14 protein-coding genes are annotated in these 13,746 nt (G+C 59.5%); 7 read left to right on the forward strand and 7 right to left on the reverse strand.

The window, feature by feature from the left end; genetic code table 11:
- The first annotated feature begins 31 nt into the window (after positions 1-31).
- Positions 32-331 carry a hypothetical protein gene (locus CUR33_RS14680; protein WP_289240125.1) on the forward strand — a complete coding sequence of 100 codons (300 nt, stop codon included), beginning with the start codon at positions 32-34 and terminating at the stop codon, positions 329-331.
- A gap of 11 nt (positions 332-342) precedes the next feature.
- Here CUR33_RS14680 and CUR33_RS14685 read toward each other — a convergent pair whose 3' ends face one another.
- The 3 genes from CUR33_RS14685 to CUR33_RS14695 all read right to left on the reverse strand — a co-directional run bounded on the left by CUR33_RS14685 (position 343) and on the right by CUR33_RS14695 (position 4,638).
- Positions 343-660 carry a cyclic nucleotide-binding domain-containing protein gene (locus CUR33_RS14685; protein ID WP_289240126.1) on the reverse strand — a complete coding sequence of 106 codons (318 nt, stop codon included), beginning with the start codon at positions 658-660 and terminating at the stop codon, positions 343-345.
- A gap of 102 nt (positions 661-762) precedes the next feature.
- A complete protein-coding gene (locus tag CUR33_RS14690) occupies positions 763-2,388 on the reverse strand; it encodes a methyl-accepting chemotaxis protein (protein ID WP_289240127.1) in 1,626 nt (541 codons plus the stop codon).
- 219 nt (positions 2,389-2,607) lie between these two features.
- The gene (locus CUR33_RS14695; RefSeq protein ID WP_289240128.1) at positions 2,608-4,638 is read right to left on the reverse strand and encodes a S9 family peptidase; all 2,031 of its coding nucleotides are present in this window, start codon (positions 4,636-4,638) and stop codon (positions 2,608-2,610) included.
- 151 nt (positions 4,639-4,789) lie between these two features.
- Between CUR33_RS14695 and CUR33_RS14700 the strand changes: the two genes are divergently transcribed.
- The 4 genes from CUR33_RS14700 (at position 4,790) to CUR33_RS14715 (ending at position 7,103) form a co-directional block, all read left to right on the forward strand.
- The gene (locus tag CUR33_RS14700; protein ID WP_090253178.1) at positions 4,790-5,263 is read left to right on the forward strand and encodes an MFS transporter; all 474 of its coding nucleotides are present in this window, start codon (positions 4,790-4,792) and stop codon (positions 5,261-5,263) included.
- A gap of 87 nt (positions 5,264-5,350) precedes the next feature.
- Entirely contained in the window at positions 5,351-5,794 is a 444-nt protein-coding gene (locus CUR33_RS14705) for an HIT family protein (RefSeq protein ID WP_090253181.1), read from the forward strand.
- Positions 5,787-6,563 carry a class II glutamine amidotransferase gene (locus CUR33_RS14710; RefSeq protein WP_289240129.1) on the forward strand — a complete coding sequence of 259 codons (777 nt, stop codon included), beginning with the start codon at positions 5,787-5,789 and terminating at the stop codon, positions 6,561-6,563. The genes CUR33_RS14705 and CUR33_RS14710 overlap by 8 nt, the downstream gene beginning before the upstream one ends.
- 15 nt (positions 6,564-6,578) lie before the next feature.
- Positions 6,579-7,103, forward strand: coding sequence for a DUF2937 family protein (locus CUR33_RS14715; RefSeq protein WP_160087311.1), 525 nt, complete (start codon positions 6,579-6,581; stop codon positions 7,101-7,103).
- A gap of 55 nt (positions 7,104-7,158) precedes the next feature.
- On the opposite strand, the gene CUR33_RS14720 is transcribed toward CUR33_RS14715, so the two are convergent.
- The gene (locus CUR33_RS14720) at positions 7,159-8,145 is read right to left on the reverse strand and encodes a DMT family transporter (protein ID WP_289240130.1); all 987 of its coding nucleotides are present in this window, start codon (positions 8,143-8,145) and stop codon (positions 7,159-7,161) included.
- 103 nt (positions 8,146-8,248) lie between these two features.
- On the opposite strand from CUR33_RS14720, the gene CUR33_RS14725 reads away from it, so the two are divergent.
- A complete protein-coding gene (locus CUR33_RS14725; RefSeq protein WP_090253191.1) occupies positions 8,249-9,139 on the forward strand; it encodes a LysR substrate-binding domain-containing protein in 891 nt (296 codons plus the stop codon).
- A 41-nt stretch (positions 9,140-9,180) separates the two neighbouring features.
- Here the strand turns inward: CUR33_RS14725 and CUR33_RS14730 are convergent, their stop codons facing one another.
- From CUR33_RS14730 to CUR33_RS14740, 3 genes are all read right to left on the reverse strand, one after another.
- Positions 9,181-10,359, reverse strand: a complete 1,179-nt coding sequence (locus tag CUR33_RS14730; RefSeq protein ID WP_090253197.1) for a vWA domain-containing protein — start codon at positions 10,357-10,359, stop codon at positions 9,181-9,183.
- A gap of 191 nt (positions 10,360-10,550) precedes the next feature.
- Entirely contained in the window at positions 10,551-11,396 is an 846-nt protein-coding gene (locus tag CUR33_RS14735) for an AAA family ATPase (protein ID WP_289240131.1), read from the reverse strand.
- A gap of 133 nt (positions 11,397-11,529) precedes the next feature.
- Positions 11,530-12,600, reverse strand: coding sequence for a DUF748 domain-containing protein (locus CUR33_RS14740; RefSeq protein ID WP_289240132.1), 1,071 nt, complete (start codon positions 12,598-12,600; stop codon positions 11,530-11,532).
- A gap of 122 nt (positions 12,601-12,722) precedes the next feature.
- Here CUR33_RS14740 and cysK point away from each other — a divergent pair, with 122 nt between their 5' ends.
- Positions 12,723-13,697, forward strand: a complete 975-nt coding sequence (cysK, locus tag CUR33_RS14745) for a cysteine synthase A (protein WP_090253204.1) — start codon at positions 12,723-12,725, stop codon at positions 13,695-13,697.
- Positions 13,698-13,746 lie beyond the last annotated feature (49 nt).

Here is a 13,746-nt window from a genome sequence, read left to right on the forward strand (position 1 = left end):
CAAGAGAATAACTGCCCTTGGAGATAGCACCATGCGCCTGACAACCCTATTACTGATGATGACCACGCTGGCCAGCACCTCGCTGCTTGCCCAGCAGCCGCCGAAAATGCCGAGCACAGAACCAGCAGCAGGTGCCCCTGGTACCGCCACACCGCAACCCTATCCCAAGGTGGCGCCGCAGCATTTACCCGCCCCGGCCCGCAATAATCCGCCGCTGCTCAAGCAAGCGCCGCAGCCACAATCCAACCAGCCGCGTAGCGATCAGGATGTGCCGTTGTTACAACAGCAGCGCGAGCGCAATACACAGCCGGTGCCGAAGCCCGACGAGTGAGTTGTGATTGACTAGAACTGCTGCTTGTCCAGTGAGCCCCTGGCCAGCATCAGCAGGCTGCAGTCGCTTACGGCGATGCAACTGGCCGAGCGGCCCTCACCGTCGAGTTCTGCCATCTCGCCAAACGCGAGACCCTTGCGCAGCCGAGACAGTTCGATGGTTTTGCGGTTGGAATTGATTTTGCGAACCGAAACCGCCCCCGAGTGGATGATGCGCACAAAGGTATCTGGATCGTCCAAGCGGCAGATTTTTGCGTCCCGTGCGCATTTACTGACTTTGAAGTAGCCGGCAGCGCTGAGCAGTTCGTTGGGCGTGAGGCCGTCGAACATGCCGCAGGGGGAGGGTAACTTCGGTCGAACAAATTGACCTTGGTCGCCCGCCAACGTACCTGCCAGCGATACCTGATACGTGCCGCCGAGTCGCCATGCCGGTTAGAAACTGAAGCGCCGCATCACACCCTGCAGTCGCCCGGACATGGCCTGCAGGGACTGGATAGCCTGAACAATACCGCCTTGTGCCGCAGAGTTTTCTTCAACAATTTGCGCCACCAGCTCCACGTTCATGGCCACTTGCTCGCTGGCCGCACGTTGTTCTTGCAGTGACAGCGAGATCACACTGACGGCTTGCAATGATTCATTCAGCGCCAGGCGAATGCCCGTCATCGAATTGCCTGCCTGATCGACCAACTGCGTACCAATGCTTACTCGTTCACAGCCAGCGGCCATGCTGATTTTTGCTTTGTGCATACCGCTGTGAATGGCATCGACCAGGGCGATGATTTCCGTGGTGGAGTGTGCGGTACGCCCGGCCAGGCTGCGCACTTCATCGGCGACCACGGCAAAGCCGCGGCCTTGCTCACCGGCACGTGCCGCTTCGATAGCGGCGTTCAGGGCAAGCAGGTTGGTTTGCTCAGCAATGCCGCGGATTACGTCGACAATGGCGGTGATATTGCGCGATTGTGCGGCCAAGGTTTCGACATCCTGCGCGCTCTCAGCAACCAGCTCGGCGATTTTGTGCATTTCTGTGGTGGCGCGGGCCATGACAGCAATGCCGGCATCGGTCATGTCACCGGCTTTCTTGGCCATGTCGTAGGTTTGCTGGGCGTTTTCGGCGATGTGGTTGATGCTCACCGCCAGTTGCTCGACGGTGGCGGCCATGGCCGAAGCGGTGTCGCTCTGCACATTGGCGCTGGTCAGCACCTGCTCGGAGGAGGCGGCCAGTTGCAGGGTGGCGCATTCGATTTGTTCGGAGGCTTCGCCGATATTACCGATCATATCCTGCAGGCCGCGGCGCATGCTCTGCACCGATTTCATCACGCCGGTCATCACCTGGTTACCCAAGCTCTTACCGCCGCCAAGACGACCTTCGGCAATCCGTGCGCTGATTTCTTCCAGCTCACCGGGCTCGGCGCCCAGTTGCTGGCTCATCAAGCGGATGAAATAAATGACCTGGGCCAGACCAATCAACAGCGCAATCAGCAGCACACTGATGCTCAGTTTGAGGTTGCTCGCATAAGCGGCCTCACCCAGTTGGTACTGGCGCTTGGCTTCGAGCAGTTGCACATCGATCAGCTCGGCGAATTTCTCAGAGAGTGGGTCGATCAATGGATAAAGACGTTGGCTGGCAAAGGCATCAATGCCCGCTTTATCACCACGGTTAAGCAGGTTCTGTAGCTCATTGAGTGGTTGCCGTGCCTGTTCCATCAGTGGGTTGATTTGCTCAATCAGCTGACTTTCTTCGCGGATCAGTTCGGTGGCCAAGTACGCTTTCCAGGTGTCCTCAATTCGCACCTGGGCCTCTTCAATCAACCGTTGCGCCGTTTTTTCATCCAGTTCGCCACTGTGCGCCTTGTGGGTCGCGTCAACGATATTGACCGCGTAGAGGTCGGCAATCAGTTTGAGGTCGCGCAGCGGCACCACGCGGTCTAGATACACCGTTTGTAGCCCCTTGACGGTGGCCTGCAAACCATACAAACCCAGACCACCAACACAGAGCAAACCCAGCAGTAGGCAGCCGGCGAGCAGGAATAAGTGGGTTCTGATCTTCCAGTTTTTCATCACAGACCGTCCATGGTGAGCAGGCAGCGAAATGAGGGGGATGGCAGTAAGCCAGCGTGCAATTCAGCGTAGTTGAACTTGTACGTCAGGCCGGTTAAATCTGCATGACCGGTCAAGTATTTTTTCGCGCTAAACGTCCGCTGTTTAGTGCGAATGACTCTGAGCGTGTGTCGCGCGGCTTAACCGCCGGACAGCAGGCGGCAGCGCGGTGGTGGCGAGTCAAACCAGGCCGAGTACCTTGAGAATAAAGGCGTATTCCAGGGCGACATCTTTGAGCGCTTGGTAGCGACCGCTCATGCCGCCATGGCCGGCGTCCAGTTCAGTTTTCAGCAGTAACAGGTTGAGGTCGGTTTTCTGTGCGCGCAGCTTGGCCACCCATTTGGCGGCTTCCCAGTACTGCACGCGGCTGTCGTTGTAACCGGCTACCGCGAGAATCGCCGGGTAGGCCTGAGCCTGGACGTTTTCGTAGGGCGCATAGGCTTTGATCCGCTCGAACACCTCGGGCTGGTTAGGATCGCCCCATTCGTCGTACTCGGTGACGGTCAGCGGCAGATCGGGGTTCTGCATGGTGTTGAGCACATCGACAAACGGTACTTCAGCTATAGCGGCGGCGAACAACTCGGGACGCTGGTTGAGCACTGCGCCCATCAGCAGACCGCCGGCGCTGCCGCCGCTGATCACCAGTTGCTGCGCGCTGGTATAGCCGGTGCTGATCAGGTGTTCGGCGCAGGCGATAAAGTCACCGAACGAGTTCTGCTTGTGCTCCAGTTTACCTGCGCGGTACCAGGCTTCACCCAGCTCGCCGCCGCCACGTACATGGGCGATGGCGAATACGAAGCCGCGCTCCAGCAGGCTTAGGCGCGCATGGGAGAACCAAGGGTCGAGGCTTTCGCCATAAGCGCCGTAGCCATACAGATAGAGCGGGGCAGAGGTGCCGAGCACCTCGCGTTTGGCCACTAGGCTGATCGGTACCTGGCTGCCATCGGCGGCAGTGGCCCACAGGCGCTGGCTGACATAGTCGTCGGCATCGAACGGCCCAAGCACCGGGGTTTGCTTGAGCACCACTTGCGCGCCGGTAGCCAGTTCCAGCTGACGCACCTGCGCCGGGCGATTGAGCGCTTCATAGCGCAGGCGAATGGCGGGGCTGTCGAATTCCAGGCTGTCCTGCACATACAGGCTGTAGGCGGCGTCCGGTAGCTGCACGCGGTAGGCCGCTTGCCCCTGCGGCTGCACGTCGATCATCGGTAAACCGCCTTCTCGCAGACTCAGCACCAGCGCTTGCTGATTGAGGCTAACGCCTTCCAGCATCACGTCGGGATCATGCGCACGCAGCAATTGCCAATCGCTACGGTTTGGCGTTGCGTCGCATGCAGTAAACAGCGCGAAGTTGATGCCGTGCTGGTTGCTGCGGATAAACCAGCGCCACTGGCCATCCAGAGCGCCGTGGTCGACGTCGTATTCGTGACCCTCTTCGCGCGGGGCCACGCAGCTGAACGCGGCTTGCGGTGTTTCGGCGTCCAGCACCCAGGCTTCGCTGGTGGTTTTGCTGCCCAGTTGCAGGATCAGCTGCCGCTCGGAGCTGCTGCGGTAGCAGCTGAGGAAGAAACGTCCGTCCGGCTCGTGAAATACCAGTTCGGCTGCGTTGGTACCAAGGCGGTGGCGGTAGAGTTTGTGCGGTCGGTGGGTGTCGTCCAATTCGACGAAGAACAGCGTCTGGCTGTCATTGGCCCAGGTCATGCTGCCGTCGCATTCCTCGAACGGCAGCTCGATCAGGCGGTCTTCGGCCAGCTCTTTGACAAACAGCTGGTAGGTTTCCTCGCCGCTGGTATCCAAGCTGTAGGCCAGGCGCTGATGGTCAGGGCTGATGCTGAAAGCGCCGAGGGAGATAAAGCCGCCATTGGCTAGGTCGTTGGGGTCGAGCAGCAGCTGTTCGCTGGTCTCATCGACCGTCAGCGAGCCATCGGCGGGTTTGCGGCAGCGGTAATGCCGCGGGTATTCGTCGCCCGCCGTGGTGCGCTGGTAATACAGATACGGCCCCCAGGGCGACGGCAGGCTCAGGTCGGTTTCGCGGATGCGCCCTTTGATCTCTTGAAACAAGGTTTCGCGCAGCGCCAGTTGGTCGCTGAGCTGTTGTTCCAGGTAGGTATTTTCCGCCTTGAGGTAGTCAAGCACTTCAGCGCTGTCACGGTTTTCCAGCCAGCGATACGGGTCTGCAGCGTTGTCGGCACGGGCTATGGGGGCGTGTGGCATGAAACAACTCCTGTGGATGACGGCCGACAGCGGGGACGCCGAGGCAGGCAAAAGCCGTTATCATAAGCGCCACTTTGACCGTCGGCTGCTGAAATCTACGTGCTTATGTGCATGCGCCGCTGGGTCTTCAATGCCAGAGAATGTGTGTTTTATGACTGAAAACGACTACCTGCTTGCCTGGGGCGCCTATCTTCTGGCCGCTCTTGGTTGCCTGTTGGTGTGGTTTCGCCTGACCAGTTGGATGTGGCGCTACCTGCGTGAGCCGCTGCGCGTATTGGTGTTGGTGTTGCTGTTCAGCCCAACCGTGGTTGACCCCGGTAAGGAGCAGTTCGCCCCTGCGGTGGCAATCACCGCCATGGACCTGTTGCTGGATGTGGGCAATAACGCCTGGCGTGCAGTGGCGGACCTGAGCATGTACGCGTTGATCCTGTTTACTCTTTATCTGCTGTTTGTCGCGGTGCGCTGGCCCATTGAACGTTGGTGGCAGGCACGTAAGGGGCCAGCACCGGCTGCCGACGATGAGCCGACCTTGCGTGAAATGATGACGCGTGATGAGCAGGATTTTGGCGACACCCGATACGATGCCCGCGGCGACCGTCGTCTGCGAGTTGAACCCCGTCTGTAAGCCGCGGCGGTGCTTCCTGACGCCGCCGGCCTTGTGCCAACGCAGCCAGCCGTTCAGCATGCTGGGTTGTTGATTAAGGAGAGGCTTATGACGTGTGTGTTCTGTGCAATCGCCGCCGAGCAATTGCCTGCCGAGCGTATTTATGAGGACGAGCACTTTATCGTCCTGCTGGATATCTTCCCCCTGCGTCCGGCCCATGTGCTGATTGTCAGCCGCGAACACGCGCCGTTTCTTAAAGACCTTTCCTCTGCGGCCAGCGAGCAGTTGCTGCAGCTGGCGCAACGCATGGCTGCAGCCCTGCGAGCGGCCGGCTATGGCGAGCAGGGCATCAATTTCTTGATCAACGACGGGCCGACCTCCAATCAGCATGTACCACACCTGCATCTGCACCTGATTCCACGACGCAGCGGCGATGTGATGCCGTTGCTGTGGCGCGCTCTGACGCGTTTTCTGCCGCTGGCGCGCAAACGCATCGAGGCGCGTCTGGCAATTGAAGCGCAGCAGCTGCGCGAGGCGTTACGTAATGTGTGAATTGTTGGGCATGAGCGCCAATGTGCCGACCGATATCGTCTTCAGCTTTACCGGTCTGATGCAGCGCGGCGGGCGTACTGGTCCACACCGCGATGGCTGGGGCATCGGTTTTTACGAAGGACGCGGCCTGCGCCTGTTTCAGGATCCGCGTGCCAGCAGCGAATCGGAAGTAGCGCAGCTGGTGCAGCGCTACCCGATTAAGAGCGAAGTGGTGATCGGCCATATCCGCCAGGCCAATGTCGGCCGCGTCTGCCTGGCCAACACCCATCCGTTCGTACGCGAGATGTGGGGGCGTAACTGGTGCTTTGCCCACAACGGCCAATTGGCCGATTTTGCCCCGCAATTGGATAACTACCGGCCGATTGGCGACACCGACAGCGAAGCGGCCTTCTGTGATTTGCTCAATCGCCTGCGTCAGGCCTTTCCCGAGCCGGTTGCGGTAGAGCGGTTACTGCCTACTTTGGTCAGTGCCTGTGCGGGCTATCGTCAGCTCGGCGTATTCAATTGCCTGCTCAGTGATGGCGACTGGCTGTTCAGCTTCTGCAGCAGCAAGCTGGCGCATATCACCCGGCGGGCGCCGTTTGGCCCGGCGCATCTGAAAGATGCCGATATGCAGGTGGATTTTCAGGCGGAAACCACGCCCAATGACGTGGTCACTGTGTTAGCCACAGAACCCTTGACCGATAACGAGAGCTGGACGCTTTACCAGCAGGGCGAGTGGCGGTTGTGGCGCGGTGGTGAATGTGTGGCACAAGGCCTAACGGACTGAATTGGGGGAGGGGACATGTTTAGAAGCTATCTGCGGTTGGCCTTGTTTGCTCTGGGGTTGCTGGTTGGGGTGCAGGTGCCGGGGTTTATCGACGATTACAGCAAGCGTGTCGAAGCCCATCGGATTGAATCCGAGCAAGGGCTTAAAGGCTTTCGGGAGACTGCAAAGCGCTTTTTCAAGGGGGATCTGGTCGCGTTGGTTGGCCATTACCAAGCCAGCGCTGACCCCGTGATGCGCAGCGATGCGCAGAGTTTGGGCACCCTGGTCGAGCGTTCGGCATTCCTTGAGCGCGAATCCAAGGCCATGCAAGGGCCCTGGTACGGTCAGGTCTGGCATCTGGCTACCGCCGCAGACCATGAGTTGCTGGAAGAAACCTTCGCCGCTTACCGCTACCAGGTGCTGCTGGCCCCCGAGGCCATCGCCTGGGGCATTGCCTGCGCCATGTTGCTGGCCTGGCTGCTGGAAAGCCTGGCGCTGCTGGTCGGCATGCTGTTTGGTGCGGGCCGCAGTCAGAAGGTGCAGCAGCGGCACTGGCGTTAAGTTGGATCACATCAAGGGCTCGTAAGAGCCCTTGATGTTTCTGCCGCTTCTAAACCTACTTAACAGGTGACGCCGGTGTGGCGAGTGCCTGCTTGTTAGCGTGAGCATCCTCGGCAGTAGGTGCGGGCTGAACGGACACTGTTTTACGCCGCGACACCAACAACACCCCCGCCAGCACCAGTCCGGCACCTGCCAGCTGGGCAACCGACACCGGCTCCGATAACAGCATCCAGGCGAAGACAATCGTCAGGATCGGCCCCAGCGTGCCAATCAGCACGGTACGCGCCGAGCCAATCAGGCGCAGTGCAGCCGATTGCCAGAATATCGGCAGCACGGTGGAGAAAATCGCCATCGCCGCGCTGTACGCATACACCTCCATCGGCTGCTGCAGTGCAGAAAACGGTTGCGTGGCAAGGAAGTGAATCTGCGTGGCAAAGGTGGACACGATAATCGCCAGGGCAGCAAAGCGGATGGTGCCCAGCCGGTGAATGGCCACCTCGGCCCCCGAGCTGTAAAGCGCGTAGGACAGTGCAGAACCGAAGATAAAGGCGGCGCCGATCAGAACCGTATGCAGGTCCTCCGCTACTTGCAGATCGTGGGCGAACGCCAGGCCGATGCCCGCGTAGGTCAGCAGCAGCGCAGCAATCTGGCGTTTCTCCAGACGCTTACCCAGAAACAGCACGCCAATCAGCACGGTCATGGTTGGGTAGATAAACAGAATCAACCGCTCCAGCGCCGCCGAGATGTACTGCAGGCCAATAAAATCAAGAATGCTGGCCCCGTAGTAACCGAGCAGCCCCAAGGCAATCAGCATGCCCCAGTCTTTGCGCGTGAGCGGCGGCGCTGCGCGACACAGCCACAGCGTGGCCCACAACGCGATAGGCAGGGCAAAACTCATGCGCAGCGTCAGCAGGGTGACCGCATCCACGGGCGCAGCGGCATAGGCCAGCTTGACGAAGATCGCCTTGAACGAGAAACCGAAGGCGGCGAGCACCGCGAGTGCAATGCCCAATCGTTCAGCAGACCAGGTTTTCCATGGCATGTGGGTAATCCTTAAAGAGTTGTGCTGAGCCGAATGATGATGGGGTTAGAATCGCTATGGAATTGGCTTTTTCATAAGTAATCGTTCGGATTTAACTAACGCTATGCATTACGACCTGATTGATCTGCGTCTGTTTGTTGCGATTGCCGAAGCAAAGAATTTAACCCGCGGTGCCGAGCGCGTGCATTTGGCCGCGTCTTCGGCCAGCCATCGCATGCGCGTGCTGGAGGAGTCGATTGGCACGCCGCTGCTGCTCCGCGAACCGCGCGGCGTCAGGCTGACCCGGGCCGGCGAGGCGCTGCTGCGCCATGCGCGCCAGGTGTTTGCCCAGCTCGAACAGATGCATGCTGACCTTACGCCCTACGCCAAAGGCGTACGCGGCCATGTGAGCCTGTGGGCAAACACCCACGCCACCCATACCTTTCTGCCCGACAGCCTTTCGAGCTTTTTGCAGCGTCATCCGCAGGTCAGTATTTCGCTGGAAGAGCACACCAGCCCGCAGGTGCTGATGGCCGTGGCGCGCGGCGAGGTGGAGGTCGGCGTGGTGGCGGGGACGATTGCGGACGCGGAGGTTGAACTTATCCCGTACCGGGCCGATCGGTTGGTGCTGATTGCCCCGGTCGATCATCCGCTCGCTGCGCACGTCAGCAGCCTGTTTGCACAAGTGCTGGATTACCCCTTTGTCATGCTGCATTCGGGCTCGGCGATCCACACCTTTACCATGAACGCAGCCGCCGCATTGGGGCGGCACCTCGAGGTGCGGATTCAAGTGCGCAGCTTTGAGGCGGTGTGCCGCATGGTCAGTGCAGGCGTTGGCATCGGCCTGGTGCCGCGCAGTGCGGTAACCGCTGGCGCGCAGTTGGCGGTGATTGAGCTGGAAGAACCCTGGGCGCAGCGCGATTTGAAGGTTTGTGTACGCAAGCGCGAGTTGTTGTCGGGGTTTGCTGCGGCACTGGTCGATTGCCTGACAGGCAGCGATACCAGTCCCAGTTAACGCGTCTTAAAGAACAACGGGCCCTGCTGGGCCCGTTTGGTTTACTTGGAAAGAAACTTCATCCCGTCTTCTAAGCCCTGCAGGGTTAGCGGGTACATCTGGTCTTCCAACAGCTCGCGCATGATGTTGGTCGAGGCTGTGTAGCTCCAGGTGTCCTTGGGGTAGGGGTTGATCCAGATAAGCTTCTTGTACTTTTCCATAAAGCGCTTGATCCAGACGTAGCCCGGCTCCTCGTTCCAGTGCTCGACGCTGCCGCCGGCCTGGGTGATTTCATAAGGGGCCATGGCTGCATCGCCAACGAACACCACTTTGTAATCCGCGCCGTATTTGTGCAGCAGATCCTGGGTGGAGAAGCGCTCAGAGGTACGACGCAGGTTGTTCTTCCACACCGACTCGTACACGCAGTTATGGAAGTAGAAATACTCCATATGCTTGAACTCGGTTTTACAGGCGCTGAACAGCTCTTCGCAGACCTTGACGTGAGCGTCCATCGAGCCGCCGATGTCGAACAGGATCAGCAGCTTCACCGCATTGCGCCGTTCCGGGCGCATCTGGATATTCAGCAGGCCGCCATCTTTGGCGGTGTGGTCGATGGTGCCGCTGAGATCAAGTTCGTCTTCAGCACCCTGGCGCGCAAACTTGCGTAAGCGGCGCAGGGCCACCTTGATATTGCGCGTACCCAGCTCGACCTGATCGTCTAAGTTCTTGTACTCGCGCTGATCCCAGACCTTGACCGCTTTGCCCTGACGCTTGCCGGCGTCACCCACGCGGATACCTTCCGGGTTGAAGCCGCCGGAGCCGAATGGGCTGGTGCCGCCGGTGCCGATCCACTTGTTGCCGCCTTCGTGGCGTTCCTTCTGCTCTTCGAGGCGCTTCTTGAATTCCTCGATCAGCTTGTCCAGGCCGCCGAGGGATTCGATCTTGGCGCGCTCTTCATCGGTCAGCGAACGCTCGAACTCCTTGCGCAGCCATTCATCGGGGATCAACGCCTCGATATGCTGATTAAGGTTTTCCAGGCCCTTGAAGTAGGCCCCGAACGCGCGGTCGAACTTGTCGAAATGCCGCTCGTCCTTCACCAGAATGGTGCGCGAGAGGAAATAGAACTCGTCCATATCGGCGAACACCACGTTGTGTTTCAACGCGTTGATCAGGTCGAGCAGCTCACGCACCGACACCGGCACCTTGGCGGCACGCATTTCATTGAACAGGTTGAGCAGCATGGCTGCACCCTCATGTGTTGATTCTGGTCGGGCTGCTGCACGTCGGCCTGCGGCGTTGAAACCTCGCTTCACATGCTCACGTACTGAAGTACGCTACGCTGCTGAGCTCGGTTTCACCTTGCCTGGCTCTAGCTCGCAAGCCCTATACCGCGTGGATAGCGCGTCCGATAGGCGCGCAGCAGCCCGATTATTTAACGATTGGCACGGCGGCTCATAAAGGCCAGGCGCTCAAGCAGTTGCACATCCTGCTCGTTCTTTACCAAAGCACCGGCCAGAGGCGGGATGGCCTTGGTGGGGTCACGTTCGCGCAGCACGGCTTCGCCGATGTTGTCGGCCATCAGCAGTTTCAGCCAGTCGACCAGTTCGCTGGTGGACGGCTTCTTCTTCAGGCCCGGCACTTTGCGCACGTCGAAGAACACGTCCAGCGCTTCGGCGACCAGGTCCTTCTTGATGTTGGGGTAGTGCACATCGACGATCTTCTGCAGGGTCGCGCGATCCGGGAAGGCGATGTAGTGGAAGAAACAGCGGCGCAGGAAGGCGTCCGGCAGTTCTTTTTCGTTGTTCGAGGTGATGATGATGATCGGGCGTTTAGTCGCCTTGATGGTCTCGTCAGTCTCGTAAACGTAGAACTCCATCTTGTCGAGTTCTTGCAGCAGGTCGTTGGGGAACTCGATGTCGGCCTTGTCGATTTCGTCGATCAGCAGGATGACCCGATCTTGCGACTCAAAGGCTTCCCAGAGCTTGCCCTTCTTGATGTAGTTGCGCACGTCGTGGACTTTGTCGCTGTCCAGTTGCGAGTCGCGCAGGCGGCTGACCGCATCGTACTCGTACAGGCCCTGGTGAGCCTTGGTGGTGGACTTGATGTGCCAGGTGATCAGGCGCGCGCCAAAGGATTCGGCCAGTTGTTCGGCCAGCATGGTTTTACCGGTGCCCGGCTCACCCTTGACCAGCAATGGGCGCTCCAGGGTGATGGCGGCATTAACCGCGAGCTTGAGGTCGTCGGTGGCGACGTAGGACTGGGTGCCTTCGAACTTCATCGGTAAATCCTCGAACGGTAACGCGCAGGGCCATACCCGCGGGTTCAGTATTTGAAAAGTGGACTATAACGCGCAGCCCCGGTGACTGTGAACGTAGACGGGCTATTCAGTCACTGAATGGCGGGTCACCTGGCTACTGTTGCTGTTCCTGGTTATCAAAGCGGCTGCTGAAGGCGCGTACAAAGGCGTTGCGCAGGATCGCTTTAAACGCCTGCCAGCGGCTGATGTCATAGGTTTTGAGGTCACCTTCAATGTTCACCCGAGTGGCGAACTGGTCTTTACGCTGGTTTTTCAGCAGCCAGCTGCCGCCGCCGACCAGGGCTTCCCAGGCGCCGGTGAGCAGGTTCTTGTCCTTGGCCGCGACATCCTGCTGCCAGTCGAAGACTTCCATGTTGCGCAGCAGCGGTTTGGCGTAGCCCTTGAGCTTGCCTTGGCGGGCATCCAGCTCCATGACGAAATCGCCTTGGCCGGCGGCAAAGTCGAAGTCGGCATAGGCGCGGGTAAAGCTGTTGAGCTGCTTGAGCTGGATATCGGTGATGCGCAGTTGAAGATCGAAGTCATCCAGTTGGCCGAGCGGGTCGAAATTGGCACTGGCTTGCACGGGGGCTTGCTCGAACACCTTGGCGGTGGCCTGCAGGCTGGCGGGACGCGTATTGTCTGCGACGCTGACGTTGCTCAGGTTGAGGATGCTGCCATTGATCTCGCTGGCCTGCAGGTCGACCGGCGGCTCGGCGGTGAAGTTGCGAAAGGCCAGGGTGCCATCAATCACGCGGATTTCGTTGATGTGAATCGGCAGCAGGCCCCTGAGTTGGGCGCGCCAGTCGACGCCTTCACCGGTCTGTGAATTGGCGGCGTTACCACCGTCAACAAAGGTCAGCTGTGGCCGCTCGAAGGCCACTTCGGCGACTATCGAGCGGTTATTCCACAACTCGCGCCAGCTGACGGCCAGGTCGATGACCGGGGCTTCGAGCAGCGGCACCGGTACCTGGCCATTGAGTTTGACGATATTCAGGCCGTTGATCTGGTAAGCCCCGCGCCATAACGCCAGGTCGATGTCGCTGATCTGCCCACGGTAATCGCCCATATTCGCCAGCTGGTTATTCAGGTAATCGCGCAGCAGCCAGGGCAGGGCGATATGCAGGGCCAGCAGGGCGATGGCCAGGGTGAGCAGAGTCCAGAGGGGCAGTGCGTAGCGCTTTCTCATACAGAAACAGACTTATCCAATCACAATAGGTTTCCGCCGAGCTGTGTACATGGCTGGACTGCTACACGAACGGGCCTTAGGCTTGGGAGCTTACTCGGTAACGCATGAACAAGGACCTCGCCATGAGCCGCATCTTCGCAGATAACGCACAAGCCATCGGTAACACCCCGCTGGTTCGGATCAATCGTTTGGGCCCAGAGGGCGTAACCATTCTGGCCAAGATCGAAGGGCGTAACCCCGCTTACTCGGTAAAGTGCCGCATTGGCGCCAGCATGATCTGGGATGCCGAGGAGCGCGGCGTGCTCAAGCCTGGCATGACGATTGTCGAGCCAACCTCGGGTAATACCGGCATTGGTCTGGCCTTTGTGGCTGCGGCGCGCGGTTACAAACTGCTGCTGACCATGCCTGCGTCGATGAGCCTGGAGCGGCGCAAGGTGCTCAAGGCTCTGGGTGCTGAGCTAGTGCTGACCGAGCCAGCCAAGGGCATGAAGGGCGCTATCGAGAAGGCTGCGGAAATTGCTGCCTCTGACAGTGCCACCTACTTTATGCCGCAGCAGTTCAACAACCCGGCCAACCCGGCGATCCATGAAAAGACCACTGGCCCGGAAATCTGGAACGACACTGATGGCGCGATTGACGTGCTGGTTGCTGGCGTCGGTACTGGCGGCACCATCACCGGTATTTCGCGCTACATCAAAAAGACCCAGGGCAAGCCGATTCTATCGGTAGCGGTCGAGCCGATTGGCTCGCCGGTCATCACCCAGACCATCGCGGGTGATGAAGTCAAACCCAGCCCGCACAAGATCCAGGGCATAGGCGCTGGCTTTGTTCCTGGCAACCTCGACCTGGCCATGGTCGACCGGGTTGAACTGGTGACGGATGACGACGCCAAGGCTGTAGCCCTGCGCCTGATGCGCGAAGAGGGCATCCTCTGTGGTATCTCCTGCGGCGCGGCCATGGCTGCCGCCCTGCGTATCGCCGCCGAACCCGGCATGCAGGGCAAAACCATCGTGGTGATCCTGCCGGACTCCGGTGAGCGCTACCTGTCGAGCATGTTGTTTAGCGATATGTTTACCGAGCAGGAATTGCAGCAGTAAGCATTCGGTTGCGACAAAAAAGCCGCCTGTTAAGGCGGCTTTTTTATGG

It is taken from the genome of Pseudomonas sp. FEMGT703P, from assembly GCF_002786345.1.
GTDB classification, from domain to species: domain Bacteria; phylum Pseudomonadota; class Gammaproteobacteria; order Pseudomonadales; family Pseudomonadaceae; genus Aquipseudomonas; species Aquipseudomonas peli.

Coding starts and splice junctions, on each gene's coding strand:
- CUR33_RS14680 (WP_289240125.1), top strand. CDS start 32: ATGCGCCTGACAACCCTATTACTGATGATGACCACGCTGGCCAGCACC.
- CUR33_RS14685 (WP_289240126.1), bottom strand. CDS start 660: ATGTTCGACGGCCTCACGCCCAACGAACTGCTCAGCGCTGCCGGCTAC.
- CUR33_RS14690 (WP_289240127.1), bottom strand. CDS start 2,388: ATGAAAAACTGGAAGATCAGAACCCACTTATTCCTGCTCGCCGGCTGC.
- CUR33_RS14695 (WP_289240128.1), bottom strand. CDS start 4,638: ATGCCACACGCCCCCATAGCCCGTGCCGACAACGCTGCAGACCCGTAT.
- CUR33_RS14700 (WP_090253178.1), top strand. CDS start 4,790: ATGACTGAAAACGACTACCTGCTTGCCTGGGGCGCCTATCTTCTGGCC.
- CUR33_RS14705 (WP_090253181.1), top strand. CDS start 5,351: ATGACGTGTGTGTTCTGTGCAATCGCCGCCGAGCAATTGCCTGCCGAG.
- CUR33_RS14710 (WP_289240129.1), top strand. CDS start 5,787: ATGTGTGAATTGTTGGGCATGAGCGCCAATGTGCCGACCGATATCGTC.
- CUR33_RS14715 (WP_160087311.1), top strand. CDS start 6,579: ATGTTTAGAAGCTATCTGCGGTTGGCCTTGTTTGCTCTGGGGTTGCTG.
- CUR33_RS14720 (WP_289240130.1), bottom strand. CDS start 8,145: ATGCCATGGAAAACCTGGTCTGCTGAACGATTGGGCATTGCACTCGCG.
- CUR33_RS14725 (WP_090253191.1), top strand. CDS start 8,249: ATGCATTACGACCTGATTGATCTGCGTCTGTTTGTTGCGATTGCCGAA.
- CUR33_RS14730 (WP_090253197.1), bottom strand. CDS start 10,359: ATGCTGCTCAACCTGTTCAATGAAATGCGTGCCGCCAAGGTGCCGGTG.
- CUR33_RS14735 (WP_289240131.1), bottom strand. CDS start 11,396: ATGAAGTTCGAAGGCACCCAGTCCTACGTCGCCACCGACGACCTCAAG.
- CUR33_RS14740 (WP_289240132.1), bottom strand. CDS start 12,600: ATGAGAAAGCGCTACGCACTGCCCCTCTGGACTCTGCTCACCCTGGCC.
- cysK (WP_090253204.1), top strand. CDS start 12,723: ATGAGCCGCATCTTCGCAGATAACGCACAAGCCATCGGTAACACCCCG.